The organism is Gimesia alba, from assembly GCF_007744675.1.
In the GTDB taxonomy this organism is placed as follows: Bacteria; Planctomycetota; Planctomycetia; order Planctomycetales; family Planctomycetaceae; genus Gimesia; species Gimesia alba.
The window spans coordinates 964,014-982,336 of the sequence record NZ_CP036269.1 but is presented as its reverse complement, the minus strand read 5'-3'; the positions used below and the strand labels follow the sequence as shown (position 1 = coordinate 982,336).

The window sequence follows — 18,323 nt, the reverse complement described above, 5'->3', positions numbered from 1 at the left end:
ATTCTTGCAAAAAAACCGGGGGTCCCATCACAGATTACCGGGCTCCGAAATCGTTCAATTCAAGACTGAAAAACCATGTTTCGGTTCATTATTTCTGCGTGAATTCTTCCTCGATTTCCAGTCGAAGCGCATACTCGGACCAGTGATGCCCCACAAAGCTGAGATCAGCTACTAATTGGCACATATTCTGCTCAATAGAGATAAATCATTACTTTTATTCGGGAATTTCCAACCGTTTTGTGCTGGTTTCCATCGCAAACGACCAGTAATTCAAAGTAGCGATTTGAGCTGATTGTAAAAAACACAACCGATTTTCACATAAAAATAATCCAAACTGTTCTGCTTTAGCCACGTGGTTTCCCGCAGATGTACAACCTAAGTAGTATTTTCGCCCAAATGAAAAGGTAAAAAAATCGTGAACACTGCAACTTCGAGTGCTTCAACTTCGTTCTCCGCTGGCAGCAATGGATCTTCCGCTTCCAATGGTTCTCCGCGAACTTCCGCCATCGCTGCTGCCACCAGCTTTAAGCCCAGCTACCCTCCCATGAATTTCAAAGACGAACCGACGGCTCAGTTGTTCAACGCGAACGTCTTCTCTAAAGCAACGATGAAAAAACGTCTGCCTAAAGAAGTCTACAAGAAACTGGTACAAACCATCGAAGCGGGTGAAAAGCTCGACTGCTCGACGGCAGACGTTGTCGCCTCCGCCATCAAAGACTGGGCCATCGAAAAAGGGGCCACTCACTACGCCCACGTTTTCTATCCCCTGACCGGATCCACCGCCGAAAAGCACGACAGCTTCCTCTCTCCCGATGGAGACGGCAGCGCGATCGCGGAATTCAGTGGTGCCCAGCTGATCCAGGGCGAGCCCGATGGTTCAAGCTTCCCAACCGGTGGTATCCGCGTAACCTTCGAAGCCCGCGGTTACACCATCTGGGACGTCACCAGCCCCGCATACATTCTGGAAAACACCAACGGAACCACACTCTGCATTCCGACCGCTTTCGTTTCCTGGACCGGAGAAGCTCTGGACAAGAAAACTCCCGTTTTGCGTTCGATGCAGGCCTTGAATGCACAGGCTCAGCGAATTCTGAAACTGTTCGGTCACAACGACGGCAGCCTGGTTTCTTCTACCGCTGGTCCCGAACAGGAATACTTCCTGATCGATAAGAACTTCTATTACGCCCGCCCCGACCTGCTCAATGCCGGTCGTACCCTGTTTGGTGCCAAACCACCAAAAGGGCAGGAATTCGACGATCACTATTTCGGTGCGATCCCCGACCGCGTACTCTCCTTCATGTTTGAAGCCGAGCGTGAACTGTTCAAACTGGGTATCCCCGTGAAAACCCGTCACAACGAAGTGGCTCCCGGACAGTTCGAAATCGCCCCGCTGTTTGAATCTGCCAACATCGCCACCGACCACCAGCAACTGCTGATGACCACACTGCGACGGACGGCTGAAAAATACGGCATGGTCTGCTTGACTCACGAAAAGCCATTCGCCGGCGTGAATGGATCAGGTAAACACGTTAACTGGTCCATGGGAAGTTCCTCACAGGGTAACCTGCTGGATCCCGGTGACACACCTCACGAAAATGCTCAGTTCCTGTTGTTCTGTGCCGCCGTCATCCGTGCGGTTCACAAGTTCCAGGGTCTGTTGCGATCTGTAGTTGCTTCCGCCAGTAACGATCATCGCCTCGGTGCCAACGAAGCACCACCGGCGATCATCTCGGTTTTCCTGGGCGATCAGCTGACAGACGTCTTCGAACAGATTAAATCGGGTGGTGCCAACTCTTCCATTCCTAAGGGAACACTGACTGTTGGTGTCGACGTTCTGCCTCCGCTGCCGAAAGATGCGGGCGACCGAAACCGAACCAGCCCGTTCGCTTTCACCGGTAACCGGTTTGAATTCCGTGCCGTCGGTTCTAACCAGTCAATCGCCGGTCCCTTGGTCGCGATGAACACCATCGTTGCTGACTCACTGGATTTCTGTGCGACCAAGCTGGAAGAAGCGACTGGCGGAGATCCAGCCAAACTGCACGGCGAATTACAGAAACTGCTGACTGAAATTATGAACGAGCACGGAGCCGTCATCTTCAATGGCGATGGTTACAGTGATGAATGGCACGCTGAAGCGGAAAAACGGGGTCTGCTGAACCTCAAAACCACCGCCGATGCTCTGCCCATTCTGCAGACCGAAGAAGTGAAAGAACTGTTTACCAAGTACAGCGTCCTTTCAGAACGCGAACTGGAAAGCCGTCTGGAAACTTACCTCGAACAGTACGTCATGTCGATCAAGGTTGAGTACAACCTGACGCTGAAGATGGCCAAGACAATGATCTTCCCGGCTGTCATCCGCTACCAGGGCGAATTGGTTTCGAACTGTGCCAGCCTGAAAATGCTGGACTACGATTTCGACACCAAGACCTTGGACAAGGTCACGTTACTGGTCAAATCATTGCAGGACAGCATTGCGGAACTGGAAGAAGCGGGTGCCGAGAACGGATCGGAAGATCTGCTCGCCGAAGCCAACTACTACTGCCATACGATTCTGCCGCTGATGAACAAAGTTCGTGGCTTCGCAGATGAACTGGAAGGTATTGTTGCCGACGATCTCTGGCCACTGCCAACCTACCAGGAAATGCTGTTCATCAAGTAACAGTGACGAGTTAACAATTGAGTCTGTGAACCAGAGCCGACCGGAATTCCTATTCTGGATCGGCTCTGTTCCTGTGTGACGCATCAATAAATGGATCACTTCAGCACGGCGATAGAGAAAGCAACGATGACCGATTCTGAATCCTTAGTCTCTTCCGATGCGATTCAGCGAAACAGTCAGATGCATTCCAGACCATTCCGTAAGATCATCACCGGGATTGCGCTGTTCTTTTTCATTTGTCTGGTCGCGGTGATCGGCTACGTCTCTGCCGGCTGGAAACTGGAAGATTCGATCTACATGGTGATCATCACCATCTTTGGCGTCGGTTACGGTGAAGTGCAGCCCATCGAATCGTCTGGACTGCGGGCACTCACGATCATGGTCATCATCGCCGGCTATGGCGCCGTGATTTATACGATCGGCGGATTCATGCAGATGGTGATCGACGGAGAACTCAACCGGGCACTGGGAGCGAGAAGAATGACAAAAGAAATCGAACGTCTGCAAGGCCACACGATCATCTGCGGCGTCGGCCGCATGGGTTCGATCCTGGCCAAAAACCTGTTCGCCGCAAAGAAACCGTTTGTAGTCATTGACTGCGACGAACGCCGCCTGAAGGCAGCCGAGGATCAAGGTTACTGGGTGATTAACGGCGATGCCTCCGAAGAATACATCCTGGAACAGGCGGGCATCCGCCGGGCTGCGGTGCTGGCGACCGTGCTCTCGGCTGATGCCACGAACGTGTTCGTGACGATCACCGCCCGTGAAATGAACCCGGATGTGATGATCATTGCCCGTGGCGAAAATCCCAAGACCGAGAAAAAGCTGATCGGCTGCGGTGCAAATCGCGTTGTGCTGCCAACCGCCATCGGTGCCTCTAAAGTCGCCCAACTCATCATGCGGCCCACAACGGAAAACATGCTGGAACAGCTCACCAGCGAGGGCGCGATCAAAGACGAACTGGGCCACTTCGGTCTGCAGTTCGAAGAATTACAGGTGACGAAGGACTCCACATTCGCGAACAAAACGCTGGATAAGATCGAAGTCCGCAGCGATCGCGGCTTTCTGGTCGTCGCCATCCGCCGGGCCGACGGCGAAGTCGAACAGGATCTCTCCCCCGATACGAAATTGCTGGAAGGCGACGCGGTGATTGTACTCGTACACAACAACGACATCCCGCACCTGTCTGAAAAATTCGCCGCGAAGGGAATCAAGATTACGTACCGTGGTGTGACCGCGGAGATTTAGGGGCCGCGACCTTGAGCAACATCAAACAGGATTGACTGCCCGATTTTCAGGCATTGTCTCCACGATTGCTTTATTTTCAAGCGCATCCAGCCGTGATCGCAGTTCCGCGTTTTCTTTCTGGAACTGTAAGAGAAAAAGCGTTACCTGATTAAACAATACAAGCAAGCCAACCGCGAATAGTCCTCCGTCCCCGTCGCTAAAATAGATTGCAATTGAGAAGAAGACTGCGGTCACTAACAACATCCACGGATTCATTTTTGACATGCAATTGATAAAAGGTTTCAGAGAACCAATTATCACATCTCAGTGTTGCGACTGAACGGGGCGAGCGGTCTTCCGTTTAATGTGCCGCGGAATCGGAGAGTACCTCGGTCGTTTGGTTGAGGATCTCTCGATACAGGTCAAACGCGCGGGACTCGGGCAGTTCGATATCGTCCAGCATCAGCATTTCGTCAGCGGAGATGGCCCGTCGTACGCGGGCTCCCATCAACAGGCCGATGGGAACATGGTTCGGAAATTCGGCGATCCGAATGGTGGAACCACGGACGTCGAAACTTCCGATCCCGCGTTCAATCAGTGTGCCGGGCTGTAAGGCGCGCTTGCTGATGGCGGCGACGCTGACGGTCGGCTGTGACGAATTATTCAGTAACGGCTCATCGCCGGTCATGACACCTCGAATTGTCTTCATGATTTCAAGATGACACAAATGATAGTTGCGGACCAGAGTGTAATAAGGACCCGCCCCCAGTTTTAAGTATTCGAGATAAGACTGTTGCTCGGGATCGTGTTTCGCTGTAATGAAAACGCCGGCAGGCAACTTGACGCCATCAGCCAGAACATAGTCACTGATCGGATGCCCGAGCTGTTCGGCAACCTCGGCTAATTCGGCGCCCCCTTGTGCTACATCCTGGCATCGAGGACCGAGGAGTCCCGGCTGGGCAATTTTAGTTTGCAGACCATTCGCGATGAAGGCCTGTTCGATCTGCAGTTTCGTCCCATCGGTAAAGGAAACCACCTGATCCAGGCTGATGCCTTGCCGACGTGCCCAGTACTCCATCGAATCCCGCGGGGGATTGTGATCGAGAAAGCCTTTAATATTGCCATACACGAGCGGTTGGAAACCCATGCCGCACACCTCGTGATGCAGCGCGGCCAGGGAACCGGGTTGATCGCCTTCGGCTTCGGTCAGAAAACCCCGCTGGACAAAAGCGGACCCGGTGGTGACATGAAATTCGGAATTCATGGTCACGACGGGCATTCCGGCTTGCATTGCCTGTTCGATCACATACGTGGCATGGACCGGGTCGCCGCTGCACTCCAGTAAGACTTCGGCAGAGTTGATCGCTTCCTCTACAGAATTTGTCAGCAGATCACAATCGGGAAAATCGTTACAACTCTCAATATCGCGCCGCGTGAGAACTCGTCCGACTTCCAGATCAGATTGATTGTTCAGAGCATAGACCATGCCCCGTGCTAAAAAGCCGGACCCCACGAGGGAGACCCGTGTCGGATCGATCGAATTCTTCATTGATTTACTTAAGCTTTTGGGACGAGACTCTCCAACAGATCAGCGGCGGTAGGAATTGTGCTGCTGTTTTCGAGTCGTGATGCAATCTCCTGGCAGTTAGAATTGATCGTATCAGCCCCCAGAAGCACTCGCAACGATTGTTTTAGAGATTCCTCCCGCAAGGAAAAGGGGGAAATCATCCGCCCGACGCCCAGTCTCTCTAACCGTAAAGCAGTATCTCGATTGATGTGCATCGGCGGGATGGCAATTTGCGGCGTTCCCGCGGCCAGACAGAGCGCGGCGGTTCCGATGCCCGCATGATGCACGACCGCTGCGGCTCTATTTAACAGCGGGGTGAAGGGGATGAATTGAAAATGTCCGATCGTCTCCGGTAACTGTTTCGGGAGCAGACTGCGATTGGACGTCAGCAAGATCGCCCGCAGCCCCAGTTCTTCACACACGGGAACAACAATCTTGAACAGTTTTTCCGGAATGTTTCCAAAGCCGCCCGGAGAAAAGACAACGGGGGGCTCGCCGGCATCCAGGAATTCGGCCACCTCTTCCGGAAACTGCTGGTCGGGGTTTTGATCCCAGAGCGGAAAGCCAATCAGCTTTGTCTGCTGCGGCCAGTCCGGCTGCAGCGGTCCCCACCAGTCGGGAAAGAGACCGACAGTCAGGTCCGGTGAATGAATGCCTGCGTTCCAGAAATGCTGAATCTCAGGCAGAGCTAATTCGCGGCGAAATGCATTTACGGGTTCAAAGGCAGGGTCGATCAGCAGTTTGTCGAGCAGCCGGTATTGCATCCGTTTGAGCCAGGCAGGATTTGATTGAAACACCAGTGAGCGCCGGGGCATGGCGGCAGAATCAAAGGCCGTGCGAAATTTGTCCGGTTCCAGATGAAGCGTCGCGGCGGGAATGCCGAGTTTCTCACGGGCTACCAGAGCCGCCTGCGCGCCCCAGCTGCCGGCGAGAACCGTCTCGCCTTTTACAGCATGTTCTTCAATCAACGCGTAGGTTTGTTTGAGATAATTCAACGAGCCCAGCTTCAACCAGAGTGCCCAGCCTTTGCGGGGATGGGTGATGGAGGGATGACTCATCATCTGCTGATGTTCTTCCGCCGTCCCGATCGGTAATAACTCCGCACCGACCTGTTCGACATGTTTTGCATAAAAGGGATTCGCAATGACTTGCACGGCATGCCCCCGCGTGCGCATTTCTCGCGCAATCCCCAGCAGGGGAAACACATCACCAATACTTCCAACGGCTATCATGATGAGCCGCATGCGTCATCTCTCCGAAAAGTCTAAAACTGAAATGATTTTGGACCAGATTGTAGTAGTCGGTAGAGGGAGATACGACCATTAATATTCAATTCAGCAGCTGAAAGGGGATTTATATGGACGATGTTCCCGTAATTCCGCTGTAATCCATCTCGATCATTCAAAAAGTCGCCACCTGCTGAGCAGCTCAATGTTAGGTAGCGTTTATTTAATCGTTTAAGAGCGACTCTCAGGAAAGCAATCTTTATCGAGATTTGTATTAACCGCGGCTAACGCCGTGCGGCTGATCTTGTTTGTGGTAATTAGCCGAAGGGCATTAGCCCCGGTTCTTTCCCATTTGCAAAGACGAATTCGAATTAAGAAACACTACCTGGCCGCAGTGGAAGCTTTAAGGAAAAACCTGCTTGTCAATGAAGGTTTCATGAAACCTGATTTTCGGTGCTATTCCTCAAGTAATCAGCGGCGTATAATTAACGTATCTTCGGAGATTCAATTTCACTCTGAGTCATAATTAAATCGGGAGACGATGGGATGTATCAGTGGACACTGAAAAGTGGTTTCGTTTTTTTCGCCGTGATGATCAGTAGCCTCACTGGCGTGATTGCCGAAGAGTCCAAACAAGCAGGCATTGTTCAATACGGCAAGATGCATGAGGTGATCGGTCAGCAGCAACATCAGGGCCGCGTCAAATTTGCTGAGCTGATTCAGAAGCCGCATTTCTATGCCGTGGGCGCGTTGGAATCATTGGCAGGCGAGGCGACCATTTTTGACGGAAAAACCACGCTCACGCAGGTAAAACCGGATGGTACCCTTAGCCCGGAAAAGCTTTCTCCCAAAACACAAGCTGCCTTGCTTGTCGGGTCCTATGTGAAATCCTGGTCTGAGCATCCGGTTTCGCGCACGATTCAACCGGACGAAGTCGATTCTCTGATCGAGCAGGCGGCACGGAAAGCAGGACTGAATGTGGATGAGCCGTTCATGTTCGTCATTCAAGGTGACTTCAAAAATGTTCGCTTTCATGTAATCAACGGTGCCTGTCCGCTACGGGCCAGGATGCGAAAAGAGGTTCTCCCCAAAGAGAAACGACCTTATGAAGCAGACCTTTCGAACGTCAAAGGAAAACTGGTTGGTGTATTCGCCAAGAACTCTGTAGGAAACATCACCCACCCGGCTACCTCGGTCCATGTGCATCTGCTCTACAAAGATGAACAGAGTGGCAAAATGAGAACGGGGCACGTTGAGCAAGTGACATTACAACCAGGGGCAACCCTGTTGCTGCCTGAGTGAGGTGAGACGGAATAGGTGTCAGAAAACGAAAAAACACCATATCAGTCATACGATTCATACTGAAAAAAAGGGTCTTCAGGAAGATCACAAGGAAAACAATTCACATCAATCTTTTCAATGAGCGCGTTGACCAGGAATTCGGAAATGCTGAGGGGAAAGATTTGAAAATTCAGGCTCCTGGTTTCTCGGACAAGAACTTGCGTTTTATGATTAATCGTTCTCCAGTAAATTCGATCTCCGTTTACAGTTCCCGCCCAGGGAATCAAACCCTCCGGCGCTGGCCATAATACAATATCGCATAACTCCGTTTCGAACGACTCTTCCAGGAGTTCATTTTCTATCGCGAGATGTTCAAACAAATTCACATTTTGATTTTTAGAAAAGGGGGAAAACAGCCAGAGGTATTTATCGAATGCGCCGGAACGATAAGCTTCTAGAATCCGTTGATAGTCTTTGGGAATAGTTGTCTGTAATTTGATCTCAACCTCCACGAAATCGAGTGGTGTTAAGCTGGTTGCAGGTACATCCGTCGGAGGCGCCAATTCGAGAAGTGCTTCAACATAATCCATAAATCTTGTTTCTAGGTTATTAAAGTGGCTGAAGGATTTCTTACAAAGTTGGTCTTTCGACTTACGGTTTCGATTTACCTTACTATACTCTAGGCAGGCCTACACCGGAAACAAAACGTCTGGCAGGGATCATAAATAAAACTTCCAGATACCGAAAACGGAGTGATAATGCACGGCACTAGCCGCCGTTCTGTGAAATCCCACAAAACCCAATTCCCTGTTCCTTTCCCGGTTGTCGCTGATTTCTGAATGGATACCATGTTAATACAGACACCCGTATTACAGGGACATTCAGGAAATGAATACGACAGATAAAGCAACAAACCAGACGCAGTCGCTGCCTGACCGTGAGACCATGTACGCAGCGCTGGTCCAGCGGGACAGCCGCTTTGAAGGCGTCTTCGTGGCGGCGATTCGGACGACGGGAATCTTCTGTCGGCCCTCCTGTTCAGCGCGCAAGCCGAAGCCGGAGAATGTGGAATATTTTCCCGATGCGAAAACCGCGCTCGCCAATGGTTATCGGGAATGCAAAATCTGTCGGCCACTGGTGGCGCTGGGATCGACGCCCGACTGGCTGCAGCCGTTGATTGAAGAGGTCGAGCAGGATGCCACGATTCGATTGCAGGCCGAAGATCTGCGGGAGCGGGGTCTCGACCCCGTGCGTGTGCGTCGCTGGTTTCAGAAACTGCACGGCATGAGCTTCGCCGCCTATTTGCGCATGCGTCGCATCAACCAGGCTTTCAGTCAGATTCAACACAAAACGCCGGTCACCGACGCTGCTTTTCAGAGCGGCTACGAATCACTCAGCGGGTTCGGCGAAGGCTTCAAGAAAACCATGGGCGCGGCACCTGCCAAAAGTAAAGGTCAACAGGTGATTGCCGTCAGTCGGATCTTGACACCCCTCGGTCCGATGCTGGCGGGCGCAACGGAACAGGGAATCTGTCTGCTCGAATTCACGGATCGACGGATGCTGGAGACACAAATTAACCGATTGCAAAAACGATTGAAGGCCACAGCACTGCCCGGCGACAGCCCCTTTTTCGCTCAACTGGAGGGACAACTCCAGGCCTACTTTGCCGGTAAGCGAACGGAATTCGATCTCCCGCTGATTACGCCCGGCACCGAGTTTCAGCAGAAAGTCTGGGCGGCACTGCAAACCATTCCCTGTGGCGAGACCCGCTCATATTCCGAACAGGCGGAAATCATCGGCCAGACCACAGCAGTCCGCGCCGTCGCCCGCGCCAACGGCGATAACCGGATCGCGATTCTGATTCCCTGTCATCGCGTCATCGGAGCCGACGGAAGTTTGACTGGTTACGGCGGCGGTTTGTGGCGCAAGAAACGATTGTTAGAAATTGAAAACGTAAAAAAAGGACAACAAAAATGAGCGGAATGGCGCTAGCCACCGTTTGTGTGAAACGCAACATTGATCAAAAACGGCGGCTAGCGCCGTGCCGCTCATATTATGTTTTGTTATGCACTCGGTTTGCCCTCGCCCCAGCGTGCTTTATTAAATTGTTCCGATTGGCCGCGGGGGATCGTGAGTGTGTTCCAGTTATCGCCGGCCTGGATGCGGGCGACTTGCACGATCTGTCCCACGTGATAACAGGTGTGGCCGAGTGACCGTTGAATCGCCAACGGCACCGTATGTGCTTCGCCTCGAATAAAAACTGTTTTTTCCAGATCGTCCGGCGTCAGGCTTTTGAGCGAATCCAGCAAAGTTGACCAGCCCCGCTCCCAGTAAGCCAGCAACTCTGCGCGTTCGGAAAACGTATCGACGAATTCATCGTCCCGGTTGCGGTCCGGCTTCTCGCCGTCGGTCGTCAGAAAATCGGTCCAGCGCGAAATCAGATTCCCGGCGACGTGCTTCATGATCACCGCGATGGAATTTGTATGCTCATCTAAGGCAACGCGCAGACCCTCATCCGAAACCTGTTCCACTGCCCGCTCGGCCATCCGTTGATTGGATTCGAACGTGTTGATAACCGCTGACATAAACTGCGTGAAATGATCCATTCTGCGTCCTGTCTCTTTGAAAGCCTGGTTCGACTGTTTTGCGTTTCTGGAACCGATTATGATAGCCTGCGTTTTGATAGCAGTCTATCTCCCCTGAATACTGCTCGTGTTTCTATTTTTGTTTGCGCTTTGCACGAGTTGATTGACCGCAAAATGCTCTGACGCACACAATTTTCTGTTTTTTACTTGCATGATAACTAATCGTATGTATTGTATATGATATCTGAATGGTGAAGATGATCAAACCAAGTTAAAAATGGCACTATTTATCTTGATGACCTGAATTTGACATCATCAGAACAGGTTATTTTTCTGCCATTTTTTACAATCAGAGTTTCCGGCGATTATGTCGAATTTCATACCAGCGCTCAATCACAATTCACAAGGGCTCTTTACATCTTTGTTAAGTAAAGAACGCTTAAGGATCTTTGGTTACATCCGGGCATTAGTGCCTCATAACTCTGATGCCGAAGATATTTACCAGCGTGTCTGTTTGACGCTCTGGAAAAAATTTGATGAGTTCGACCAGGAACGCGACTTCTTTTTCTGGGCCTGTGGAATCGCTTTTTATACTGTTTGTAATTACCGTCGAAGCATACAGCACGATCGGCATTTTTACAGTCAGGAACTCATTGAAACAATGTCACAGAAACGAGAGCAGCAGTTAACTAATTACAATCTCCGACTGGAACTGCTCCATGATTGTTTAAACGAACTGCCCCCAGAAGATCGGCAGCTGTTGCAGAATGTCACCCTTAAAAATGAGCCACTGAAAGAAATGGCAAAGGCAGCCAACAGATCCATTCAGACTCTGTATAACCGCCTTTCACTCCTTAGACGTGAATTGGCAGATTGTATCTCCCGTAAGCTCCAAAGTGAGTCGCAGGCATAATGTCAGTCCAGGATCTCTCCCCTGAATTTGAACCGTTGCTAAACCAGCTGTTAAATCACAGCCCGGAGGGCGGACTTTCTGATTCGGAATTCGAACAGTTCCAGAGCTTTCTCCTCTCCGATCCCCGGGCGATACAACACTACTTTGAGTACGTCGATATCGATTCGGGAATCCAGGACGACATGTCAAAGCGTCTACTGGCACTGGAAGCGACTGCTATTGGCGAGACTGACATCAAGGAAACGGCACAGAAACCGCAGCTCTACCAGGAGCCTCAGGAAATCAAGCGGAGGTCTTCAGGCAGACGGTTGCTTTACATGCATTACTTCCTGGCGGTCGCTACTTCGCTGGTCCTGTTTCTGGCTCTGGAATGGATGACCTCAGGCGATTTCCTCTGGAAACAGACACCAGATTCGATCACAAAGGAAAAATTAACGGACCTGCCTTATATCGCCACTCTCACCCGTGCCACCGATTGCGTCTGGGGAGGAGAATTCCCTCCTGAATTCTCCGGACAGAGACTCTTAAGCAACGAACTGATTCTCGAACAGGGAGTCGCCGAATTTCGCTTTGATTCCGGAGTGCGCCTGATTCTCGAAGGGCCGACTAAAATCAATATGGTGACAGCCTGCTGCGCAAAGCTCGATTATGGAAAGATGGTTCTGCACGGGTATGAACCATCACCCGAATTTTCCTTGATCACCCCCCTGCTGACGTTTCATGATATTGGGACAGAATATGGTGCCAAAATTGACAAGGATGGTGAAGTGGACCTGTATGTCTTCGAGGGGGCGGTTCGAGTTGACCCCAATCAGAAGAACGAACAGTTTGCAGAATCGGTGATTATCGAGGCTGGTCAGGCCAAACATCTCAACGATCAGAGCATTGATGATATTCAGTTGCAACCGAATCTGTTTAACCGAGAAGTTCCGGGAGCGCCGAAAGATTTACAGGCACTGCAACAGGAATTACAAGTCTACGACAGCTTCCATCCCCCCGTGATCAGTGATCCGGAACGTTTTTCTGAATGGCAAAATACCGGAATCGGCTGGGAAAACCCGTGGCGGAAGCAGATGCACAGCGGCGCGCTTGCCAAATGCGACAGTCACCCCCGCCAGTCGCTGGCCAGAACCCAACTGGCAGAAAATCAGTTGGGTTTGATCGAACTTCGCAAGCCAAATACGACGGCCTGGCGTACCCTGGAAAAGCCAATCCGCATGGATACGAACGCCATCTATTACCTCAGCTTCTACATGCAGAAAAAACACAGTGACGCGGCTGGAAACAGTGAGCAATTTGGCAATCTTTCACTACAGACATCAGCCAAACTGGAACATGCTCGCAAAATCCTGTTTGGCATGAGTTCTACTAATTACGTCATCCTGCAAGCCGATATGCAGATCCTTGAAAAAGCACCTCCGCTGCAAACTGGAGAAACCTATTTCTTTGTCGCGAAAATTGTCGCCAGTGAAAAAGCCTCCGACCAGGTCTTTCTGCGCGCCTTTTCAGAAACAGAAGCCATTCCTGATCGCGAACCTCCTGTCTGGAGCTGTAACACAACCCCTTTTCAGGACTCAAATGTCTTCGATCTGGTTCGGATCAAAGTCGCACGCAAGGGCGACTTCCTGTTTGATGAATTACGCATTGGCACGACTTGGGACTCTGTGGTCAATCCCGATCTCCCCAGGCTGGTGCTTGAAAAGCAATAAGCGTGCCTGCCAACCAGCTTCAATTCAGACTGCATCTCAGTGCGAGACATTGAGCAGTATTTTAAACCACCGATCCCTCCCGGCATTTCCCTCAATCGATTCGATTTCTATTTTTTTGTTTTTTTACCCGTTTTCAACGGTAGAAATTCGTGTTCGTTTTACAATCACTTAACAGCAGGCAACATTGTAGCAGGCGGATCAACTGGCTCTGAACGGATTCGAGTCTTCCAGATTGCTAGTCCCTGAACGCAGGGGTCTGAGACGAGCTCAGACCCCTACTTTTCTTTCGCTTCGGTAGTTCAGAATCAACGGCATGCGAATTATCCTCAACGCTTTTCAGTAAGCTTAAGAAGCTTTCGTTCCAGCAGTTCTTTCTCATGCGGCGCAACTGCTTTGGACAACGCACGCAGACAGGCATCGATGGCTGACTGTGTGTTGCCATCCAGTTCATGAATCCGGGCAAACGCGCAATCAAGCAGCAGATAATTCTGCATCTCTTCTCGACTCTGTAACGATTCTAATTGCATCAATGCCTCACAAGTATCGCCCGCCTGGGCTAGGGCAATGGCCCGGTTCAATGAATAGACGGGCGACTCTCGCAGTTGCATCAGTCGGCTGTAAAGACGTACGATAGTCTCCCAATTTGTCGCTTCGACACTGGGGGCGATACAGTGCTGCATCGCGATGGCTGCCTCAAGATGAAATGTCGTGGGCTGATCGGTTTTTGATTGCGCCAACCAGCTTTGTGCGTTCATGATCAGACAACGATCCCACCTGGTGCGATCCTGATCTTCCAGCAGAATCACAGCGCCATCCTCATCAGTTCTCGCATCAAACCGGGCTGCTTGAAACAACATCAATGCCAATAAAGCCTTTGTGACAGGCAGGCAATAGGCACTTTCGCAAAGCAGATGACACAACCGTGCTGCTTCTTCGCAGATATCATCTCGGATCGGTTCGCTGCCCAGCGAGGTACTATAACCTTCATTAAACATCAGGTAGAGCACATCGTGGACCACGTCCAAGCGTTGCACCAGCCGATCATCAACTGGAAATTCGAGCGGTACATTTGCAGCAGCCAACGACTTCTTTGCACGTTGAATGCGTTTCTTTACGGTCTCTTCAGGCAGTAGCAGGCCACGCGCGATCTCAGAAACACCAAATCCGCAAAGCGTTTTCAGCGTTAATGCAATCTGTGTTTTTCGCTCAAGTGAGGGATGACAGCAGACGAAGATCATCCGTAGCAGACTGTCAGGCAAATGTTCTTCTTCCAGCCACTGATCGACAATCGATTCCTGGTCGCGTATCGATTGACCAGTAAACGAAATGGCTTTTTCATGTATCTTTTCACGGCGCAGCGCATCCAGAATACGATTCTTAGCCACACGGTGAATCCAGGCGGCAGGCTTGTCCGGAACACCGCTTTGCTTCCATGTATGCATCGCTTCCAGCATCGCCGCCTGAACCATGTCTTCGATAAGGTCCAAGCGGCGAATCCCAAAGGCACGCGTCAGCACTGCGACTAAATTAGCAGACTCATGCCGAAAGAAGTGTTCAACCAGCTGACTGGTCGAGTGCTTCATGAGCCTTCCATCCCCGGCTGCATGATTTGACGCACCTCAACCGTCCCCCCCGACTGGGGCATCGGAGACCCTTTAGCCAACTCGATCGCCGCAGCCAGGTCATGCGCTTCCACCATTGAATAACCACCAACGAGCTCTTTCGATTCTGTAAACGGCCCATCGATCACAGACAGGTCCGCGTTCACAATCGCACCTTCCGGCTTCAAACCATCACCACCATCCAATAACCAGCCGGCCTCGACACCACCCTGGATCCAATCCATCCACACCTGCATGACCTGCTGCATCTCTTCGGGCGTTGCGTGTTCCATGCCTTCATGGCCACCACGATATACAAACATAAATTTCGGCATTTTCAAACTCCTCAGATCCTTAGGAATATATTCTGACGATTGCCCCATGAACATTCGTCATTCATCAACCTGACGAATGACGCCACGTTTCTGGGACATGAATTGCAAAAGAATGAGACCGGTCATTCACAAAAGTTCGCGAATTCACGGACTTCAATCTTTCCACCGCCTGCCAGCTTCATGGTTTGCTTCGCCAATTCGCACGCTGCAGCCAAATCTGGAGCCTGGACGATACTGTATCCCCCCACCAGTTCTTTCGATTCTGTGAACGGACCATCTAGCACTGTCAAATCAGGTTGCACTACTGCTCCAGAACCATCTAAAGGGCTCCCGGGATCGAGTAACCAGCCTTCTTCGGTGCCATTGTTAACCCAATCCATCCAGGCCTTCATACCGGCTTGCATCTGTTCGGGTGTCATTTCAGGGCGATTTTCTTCACAACCTCCGCTGCTGCGCTGCAGAAACATAAACTTGGGCATCTGTTTGTCCTTTTCTGGAATCATAAATTTCGCTGATGCGAATGGATCGTACACAATGATAACGAACGACCAATAGACCAGGGGACAACTTTTTCTGCGTTTTTTTCTCCTCAGGTGGACCGTATTAATCAGGGCGGAAATCCTTAGTATGAAACACTTTGTACTAATCGCGTTTTCCACGAAGAGTCAGAAAATCAGCCGAATTCAGAAGTCATCATCTTTGTAAAAATCCTGGTTCAGACCAAGATTCTGAACCGAAGTGGAGAGAACGGTGTCACAGCTCCCATTGGGGAGATTTCGTAAGTTCTCCCTGACTCCAGCTTTGCCGAGATTGTGATGAAACCTGTAACCCCCTTTGCGCCCTGTGTCTTCCTGCCTTACTCCCACAAGGAAAATCTGCCTGCTGGGACCGTGGTTTATGATGTCAGCAGTTATGGCGATCCTCCGTTTTGCACGTTTAGTCCTCTCTGGCCGCACGGGGAGATTCCCATTCCCGGCATGCCCGGCAAGGTGAGCGAAACGGTCGAGGGCATCTGGCAGGGGCTCAAAGTCATCCGCGGCAAGACCGCGCCGCACCTGTTTCGAGGCCGCGGCAAGAAACGCGTGCAGAAGAAACCGGCGGGCCACCAGTACGGCAAAAAGTTGATCGGCTATCTGGAAGCCCGCTACAAGATTTATAAAGTCGCCTACGAATGGGTGCTGGCCAATCGCATTGATCCCGCGCTGCTGGAATCGCTAATCGAACGTGCATTTGACGGCGTGCCTCAATACTTCCACGACCTGGGCGATAACGGCGACATCAATAACCTCAACGAGGCCTGGGCACACGCGGCGCCGCTGGTTCAGTATTTGAATGGCATTTGCCGTGAGCGGGCGAAGCCGTAAAGCGATTTCGTGTTCCAGGAACCGTCATTTGTCGTTGGGTAAATCGTCTTCAGGAATCTTTTGTGTTTTTTTCTGTGGGCGACGCTGTCCTCGTTGTCGGTGAAATTTTTTGAGGTTCCCAAAACTCTCGGCTGCCAGTAGATCAATCACGCTGACTTTCCCATAGCCCGGCACCTCAACCTGATTTGCCCCTGTACTCCATGCACCTTCAACATAAGCACTCACCGGACGCTTTGGAGTCAGGCCCGTTAGTTCTGGCACCTTGATTTTGTTTTCCTCCAGAAACAAGGTGAGTTTCTCCAGACGGAGAATCGGATGATATTTCCCATTGCTCCATGCCGCATAGATCGGCAGTGTTGCCGGCTGATTCGAACCAATGACAAACGAGGCGCCTCCCATACCGGGACTATTATCATAGTTCAACAGTCCCGTATGTATGGTCGCACCTTTGGGTAAACCGATGAGTGTGACATACGAATCTTCCATCCTGGTAATGCCAATTAGCCCCGCGATGAATTCCTGCCCCCAGCCGACCGGCCCCAATACTCCCTCTCCCAATCGAGGATTACGACTGATCAACAAAAAATTGTGAGACTCCTGCGGGTCGGTCTCAATCCGCAGCATCTCTTCGCCCCACTGTCGCGGATAGGCCAGCGTTTTTTCATTCGCTTTCACCACGACCGAATCGGCAACTCCGTGCAGGATGATCAGCGAACTCGGTTCGTTCCCCGGATCGTTACGATTCGATTTGGGAAACGCACGGGGCACTCCCGAGATCCCGGCCCATGACTGAGCAACCAGCCGATACGTACCGACGGGAACATTCTTGAATTGAAAGTTTCCAATATCGCTGGTAACCGCGTGCCAATATTGATCAAAGCGAAGAACCCCCTCAGAGCCGAGATCAATAACTTTCCGGGTTTCAGGAGAATAGGGCATTCCACTTTTCGCGTCACAGAGAAAGACAGCGGCATGTCCGGTGTGAACTGCATGACCTTTCACATTCGTCAACTGCCCGTGAATGCTCCCTGTTTGATCCTCTGCTTCGCGACAGATGGCAACGGACGGCACGGCAAGCATGCATCCCAGCGGAACGACAAACAAGACGCTGATCATTTTAAGGAAGGATGTCTGACGCATTTTGAAACCTTTCACTTAACAGATAAACCTAGCCGAACCATTCCCTCATTCTACCCGATTCGACTGATTCCGAAACAGCATTTCAAGAAAGTGAGCGACGAAGCTTCACAAAAGAGACACATCCGGCAACGCAGCTTACCAGGCAAAGCAGACTTACAGAATTTCAGTCAAAAGCTTCTTTGATCTTCATGTTTCCTTTTCAACTGGAAGCGGCTCAGGGGCTTCTCGGGGTTCTGGCGGATCTTCTGAAGGGGATGCCTCTCCTTGAAATTTCAGTACTCGCCTGGCGCGATCCGAATCTGGAATGGGAACAGGTAGGGGCTCCTCGTCGATACCATGGCCGACGGCTTTAAAAGATGTGGTTTGCTCTGTCAAACCGGCCAGCCCATTTTCGAGACCAAAACTCAGCCCCTTCCAGAGTGCCACGACAATAATCACGGTCCCAAACAACGAGAAAAATGTCCCGGGGGCCGCCTGTTTGAGCAGGAGTTTCTTTTCGCCCCATGCGGCCTGTAGCTCCCCTGCCTTGTCGAAGACGCCATGCAGAAAGAGTTTATATCCCATGTAAGCGAAACCCAACCCCACGATTAAAGACACGATCCGATACGTGCTGATCATGAGAATGATCAAGACAATTTCTTTGCTCATGCGACAGGACTCCCGGTGTAGGTTTACTTTTGAAAAAAACACAACATGATTCAATTATGTATACATGT

At 51.1% G+C, this 18,323-nt stretch carries 17 protein-coding genes; 7 read left to right on the top strand and 10 right to left on the bottom strand.

Annotated elements, in window-relative coordinates; all coding sequences use genetic code 11:
* Positions 1 to 544: 544 nt before the first annotated feature.
* Together Pan241w_RS03770 and Pan241w_RS03765 are read left to right on the top strand one after the other, a co-directional pair.
* Positions 545 to 2,659, top strand: coding sequence for a glutamine synthetase III family protein (locus Pan241w_RS03770; RefSeq protein ID WP_390621035.1), 2,115 nt, complete (start codon positions 545 to 547; stop codon positions 2,657 to 2,659).
* 126 nt (positions 2,660 to 2,785) lie between these two features.
* Positions 2,786 to 3,907, top strand: coding sequence for a potassium channel family protein (locus Pan241w_RS03765; protein ID WP_145211168.1), 1,122 nt, complete (start codon positions 2,786 to 2,788; stop codon positions 3,905 to 3,907).
* 21 nt (positions 3,908 to 3,928) lie between these two features.
* Here Pan241w_RS03765 and Pan241w_RS03760 read toward each other — a convergent pair whose 3' ends face one another.
* The 3 genes from Pan241w_RS03760 to Pan241w_RS03750 form a co-directional block, all read right to left on the bottom strand.
* Positions 3,929 to 4,150 (bottom strand): hypothetical protein, encoded by a 222-nt coding sequence (locus tag Pan241w_RS03760; RefSeq protein ID WP_145211166.1) that lies wholly within the window; start codon positions 4,148 to 4,150, stop codon positions 3,929 to 3,931.
* 97 nt (positions 4,151 to 4,247) lie between these two features.
* Positions 4,248 to 5,435, bottom strand: a complete 1,188-nt coding sequence (locus Pan241w_RS03755; protein WP_145211163.1) for an NAD(P)-dependent oxidoreductase — start codon at positions 5,433 to 5,435, stop codon at positions 4,248 to 4,250.
* An 8-nt stretch (positions 5,436 to 5,443) separates the two neighbouring features.
* Positions 5,444 to 6,697, bottom strand: a complete 1,254-nt coding sequence (locus tag Pan241w_RS03750; protein ID WP_145211160.1) for a glycosyltransferase — start codon at positions 6,695 to 6,697, stop codon at positions 5,444 to 5,446.
* A gap of 528 nt (positions 6,698 to 7,225) precedes the next feature.
* Between Pan241w_RS03750 and Pan241w_RS03745 the strand changes: the two genes are divergently transcribed.
* Entirely contained in the window at positions 7,226 to 7,981 is a 756-nt protein-coding gene (locus Pan241w_RS03745) for an acetolactate decarboxylase (RefSeq protein ID WP_145211157.1), read from the top strand.
* A gap of 41 nt (positions 7,982 to 8,022) precedes the next feature.
* Here the strand turns inward: Pan241w_RS03745 and Pan241w_RS03740 are convergent, their stop codons facing one another.
* Positions 8,023 to 8,550: an SMI1/KNR4 family protein gene (locus Pan241w_RS03740; RefSeq protein ID WP_145211154.1), complete on the bottom strand. Its 528-nt coding sequence runs from the start codon at positions 8,548 to 8,550 to the stop codon at positions 8,023 to 8,025.
* A gap of 298 nt (positions 8,551 to 8,848) precedes the next feature.
* On the opposite strand from Pan241w_RS03740, the gene Pan241w_RS29975 reads away from it, so the two are divergent.
* Positions 8,849 to 9,937: a bifunctional transcriptional activator/DNA repair enzyme AdaA gene (locus Pan241w_RS29975; protein ID WP_145211150.1), complete on the top strand. Its 1,089-nt coding sequence runs from the start codon at positions 8,849 to 8,851 to the stop codon at positions 9,935 to 9,937.
* A gap of 86 nt (positions 9,938 to 10,023) precedes the next feature.
* Here the strand turns inward: Pan241w_RS29975 and Pan241w_RS03730 are convergent, their stop codons facing one another.
* Entirely contained in the window at positions 10,024 to 10,566 is a 543-nt protein-coding gene (locus Pan241w_RS03730) for a DUF1572 family protein (protein ID WP_145211146.1), read from the bottom strand.
* Between the two features lie 346 nt (positions 10,567 to 10,912).
* Here Pan241w_RS03730 and Pan241w_RS03725 point away from each other — a divergent pair, with 346 nt between their 5' ends.
* Positions 10,913 to 11,458, top strand: a complete 546-nt coding sequence (locus Pan241w_RS03725; protein WP_145211143.1) for a sigma-70 family RNA polymerase sigma factor — start codon at positions 10,913 to 10,915, stop codon at positions 11,456 to 11,458.
* Positions 11,458 to 13,167 carry a hypothetical protein gene (locus tag Pan241w_RS03720; protein ID WP_145211140.1) on the top strand — a complete coding sequence of 570 codons (1,710 nt, stop codon included), beginning with the start codon at positions 11,458 to 11,460 and terminating at the stop codon, positions 13,165 to 13,167. Before Pan241w_RS03725 ends, Pan241w_RS03720 begins: the two co-directional genes overlap by 1 nt.
* A 326-nt stretch (positions 13,168 to 13,493) precedes the next feature.
* On the opposite strand, the gene Pan241w_RS03715 is transcribed toward Pan241w_RS03720, so the two are convergent.
* The 3 genes from Pan241w_RS03715 to Pan241w_RS03705 form a co-directional block, all read right to left on the bottom strand.
* Entirely contained in the window at positions 13,494 to 14,750 is a 1,257-nt protein-coding gene (locus tag Pan241w_RS03715; protein ID WP_145211137.1) for an RNA polymerase sigma factor, read from the bottom strand.
* Positions 14,747 to 15,103, bottom strand: coding sequence for a YciI family protein (locus tag Pan241w_RS03710; RefSeq protein ID WP_145211134.1), 357 nt, complete (start codon positions 15,101 to 15,103; stop codon positions 14,747 to 14,749). The genes Pan241w_RS03715 and Pan241w_RS03710 overlap by 4 nt, the downstream gene beginning before the upstream one ends.
* A gap of 122 nt (positions 15,104 to 15,225) precedes the next feature.
* Positions 15,226 to 15,582, bottom strand: a complete 357-nt coding sequence (locus tag Pan241w_RS03705; protein WP_198000310.1) for a YciI family protein — start codon at positions 15,580 to 15,582, stop codon at positions 15,226 to 15,228.
* A gap of 336 nt (positions 15,583 to 15,918) precedes the next feature.
* On the opposite strand from Pan241w_RS03705, the gene Pan241w_RS03700 reads away from it, so the two are divergent.
* A complete protein-coding gene (locus tag Pan241w_RS03700; protein ID WP_145211128.1) occupies positions 15,919 to 16,467 on the top strand; it encodes a DUF6939 family protein in 549 nt (182 codons plus the stop codon).
* 24 nt (positions 16,468 to 16,491) lie between these two features.
* On the opposite strand, the gene Pan241w_RS03695 is transcribed toward Pan241w_RS03700, so the two are convergent.
* Together Pan241w_RS03695 and Pan241w_RS03690 are read right to left on the bottom strand one after the other, a co-directional pair.
* Positions 16,492 to 17,607, bottom strand: coding sequence for a peptidase associated/transthyretin-like domain-containing protein (locus Pan241w_RS03695; RefSeq protein WP_145211125.1), 1,116 nt, complete (start codon positions 17,605 to 17,607; stop codon positions 16,492 to 16,494).
* Positions 17,608 to 17,793: 186 nt separating this feature from the next.
* A complete protein-coding gene (locus Pan241w_RS03690; RefSeq protein ID WP_145211122.1) occupies positions 17,794 to 18,255 on the bottom strand; it encodes a hypothetical protein in 462 nt (153 codons plus the stop codon).
* Between the last annotated feature and the right edge of the window lie 68 nt (positions 18,256 to 18,323).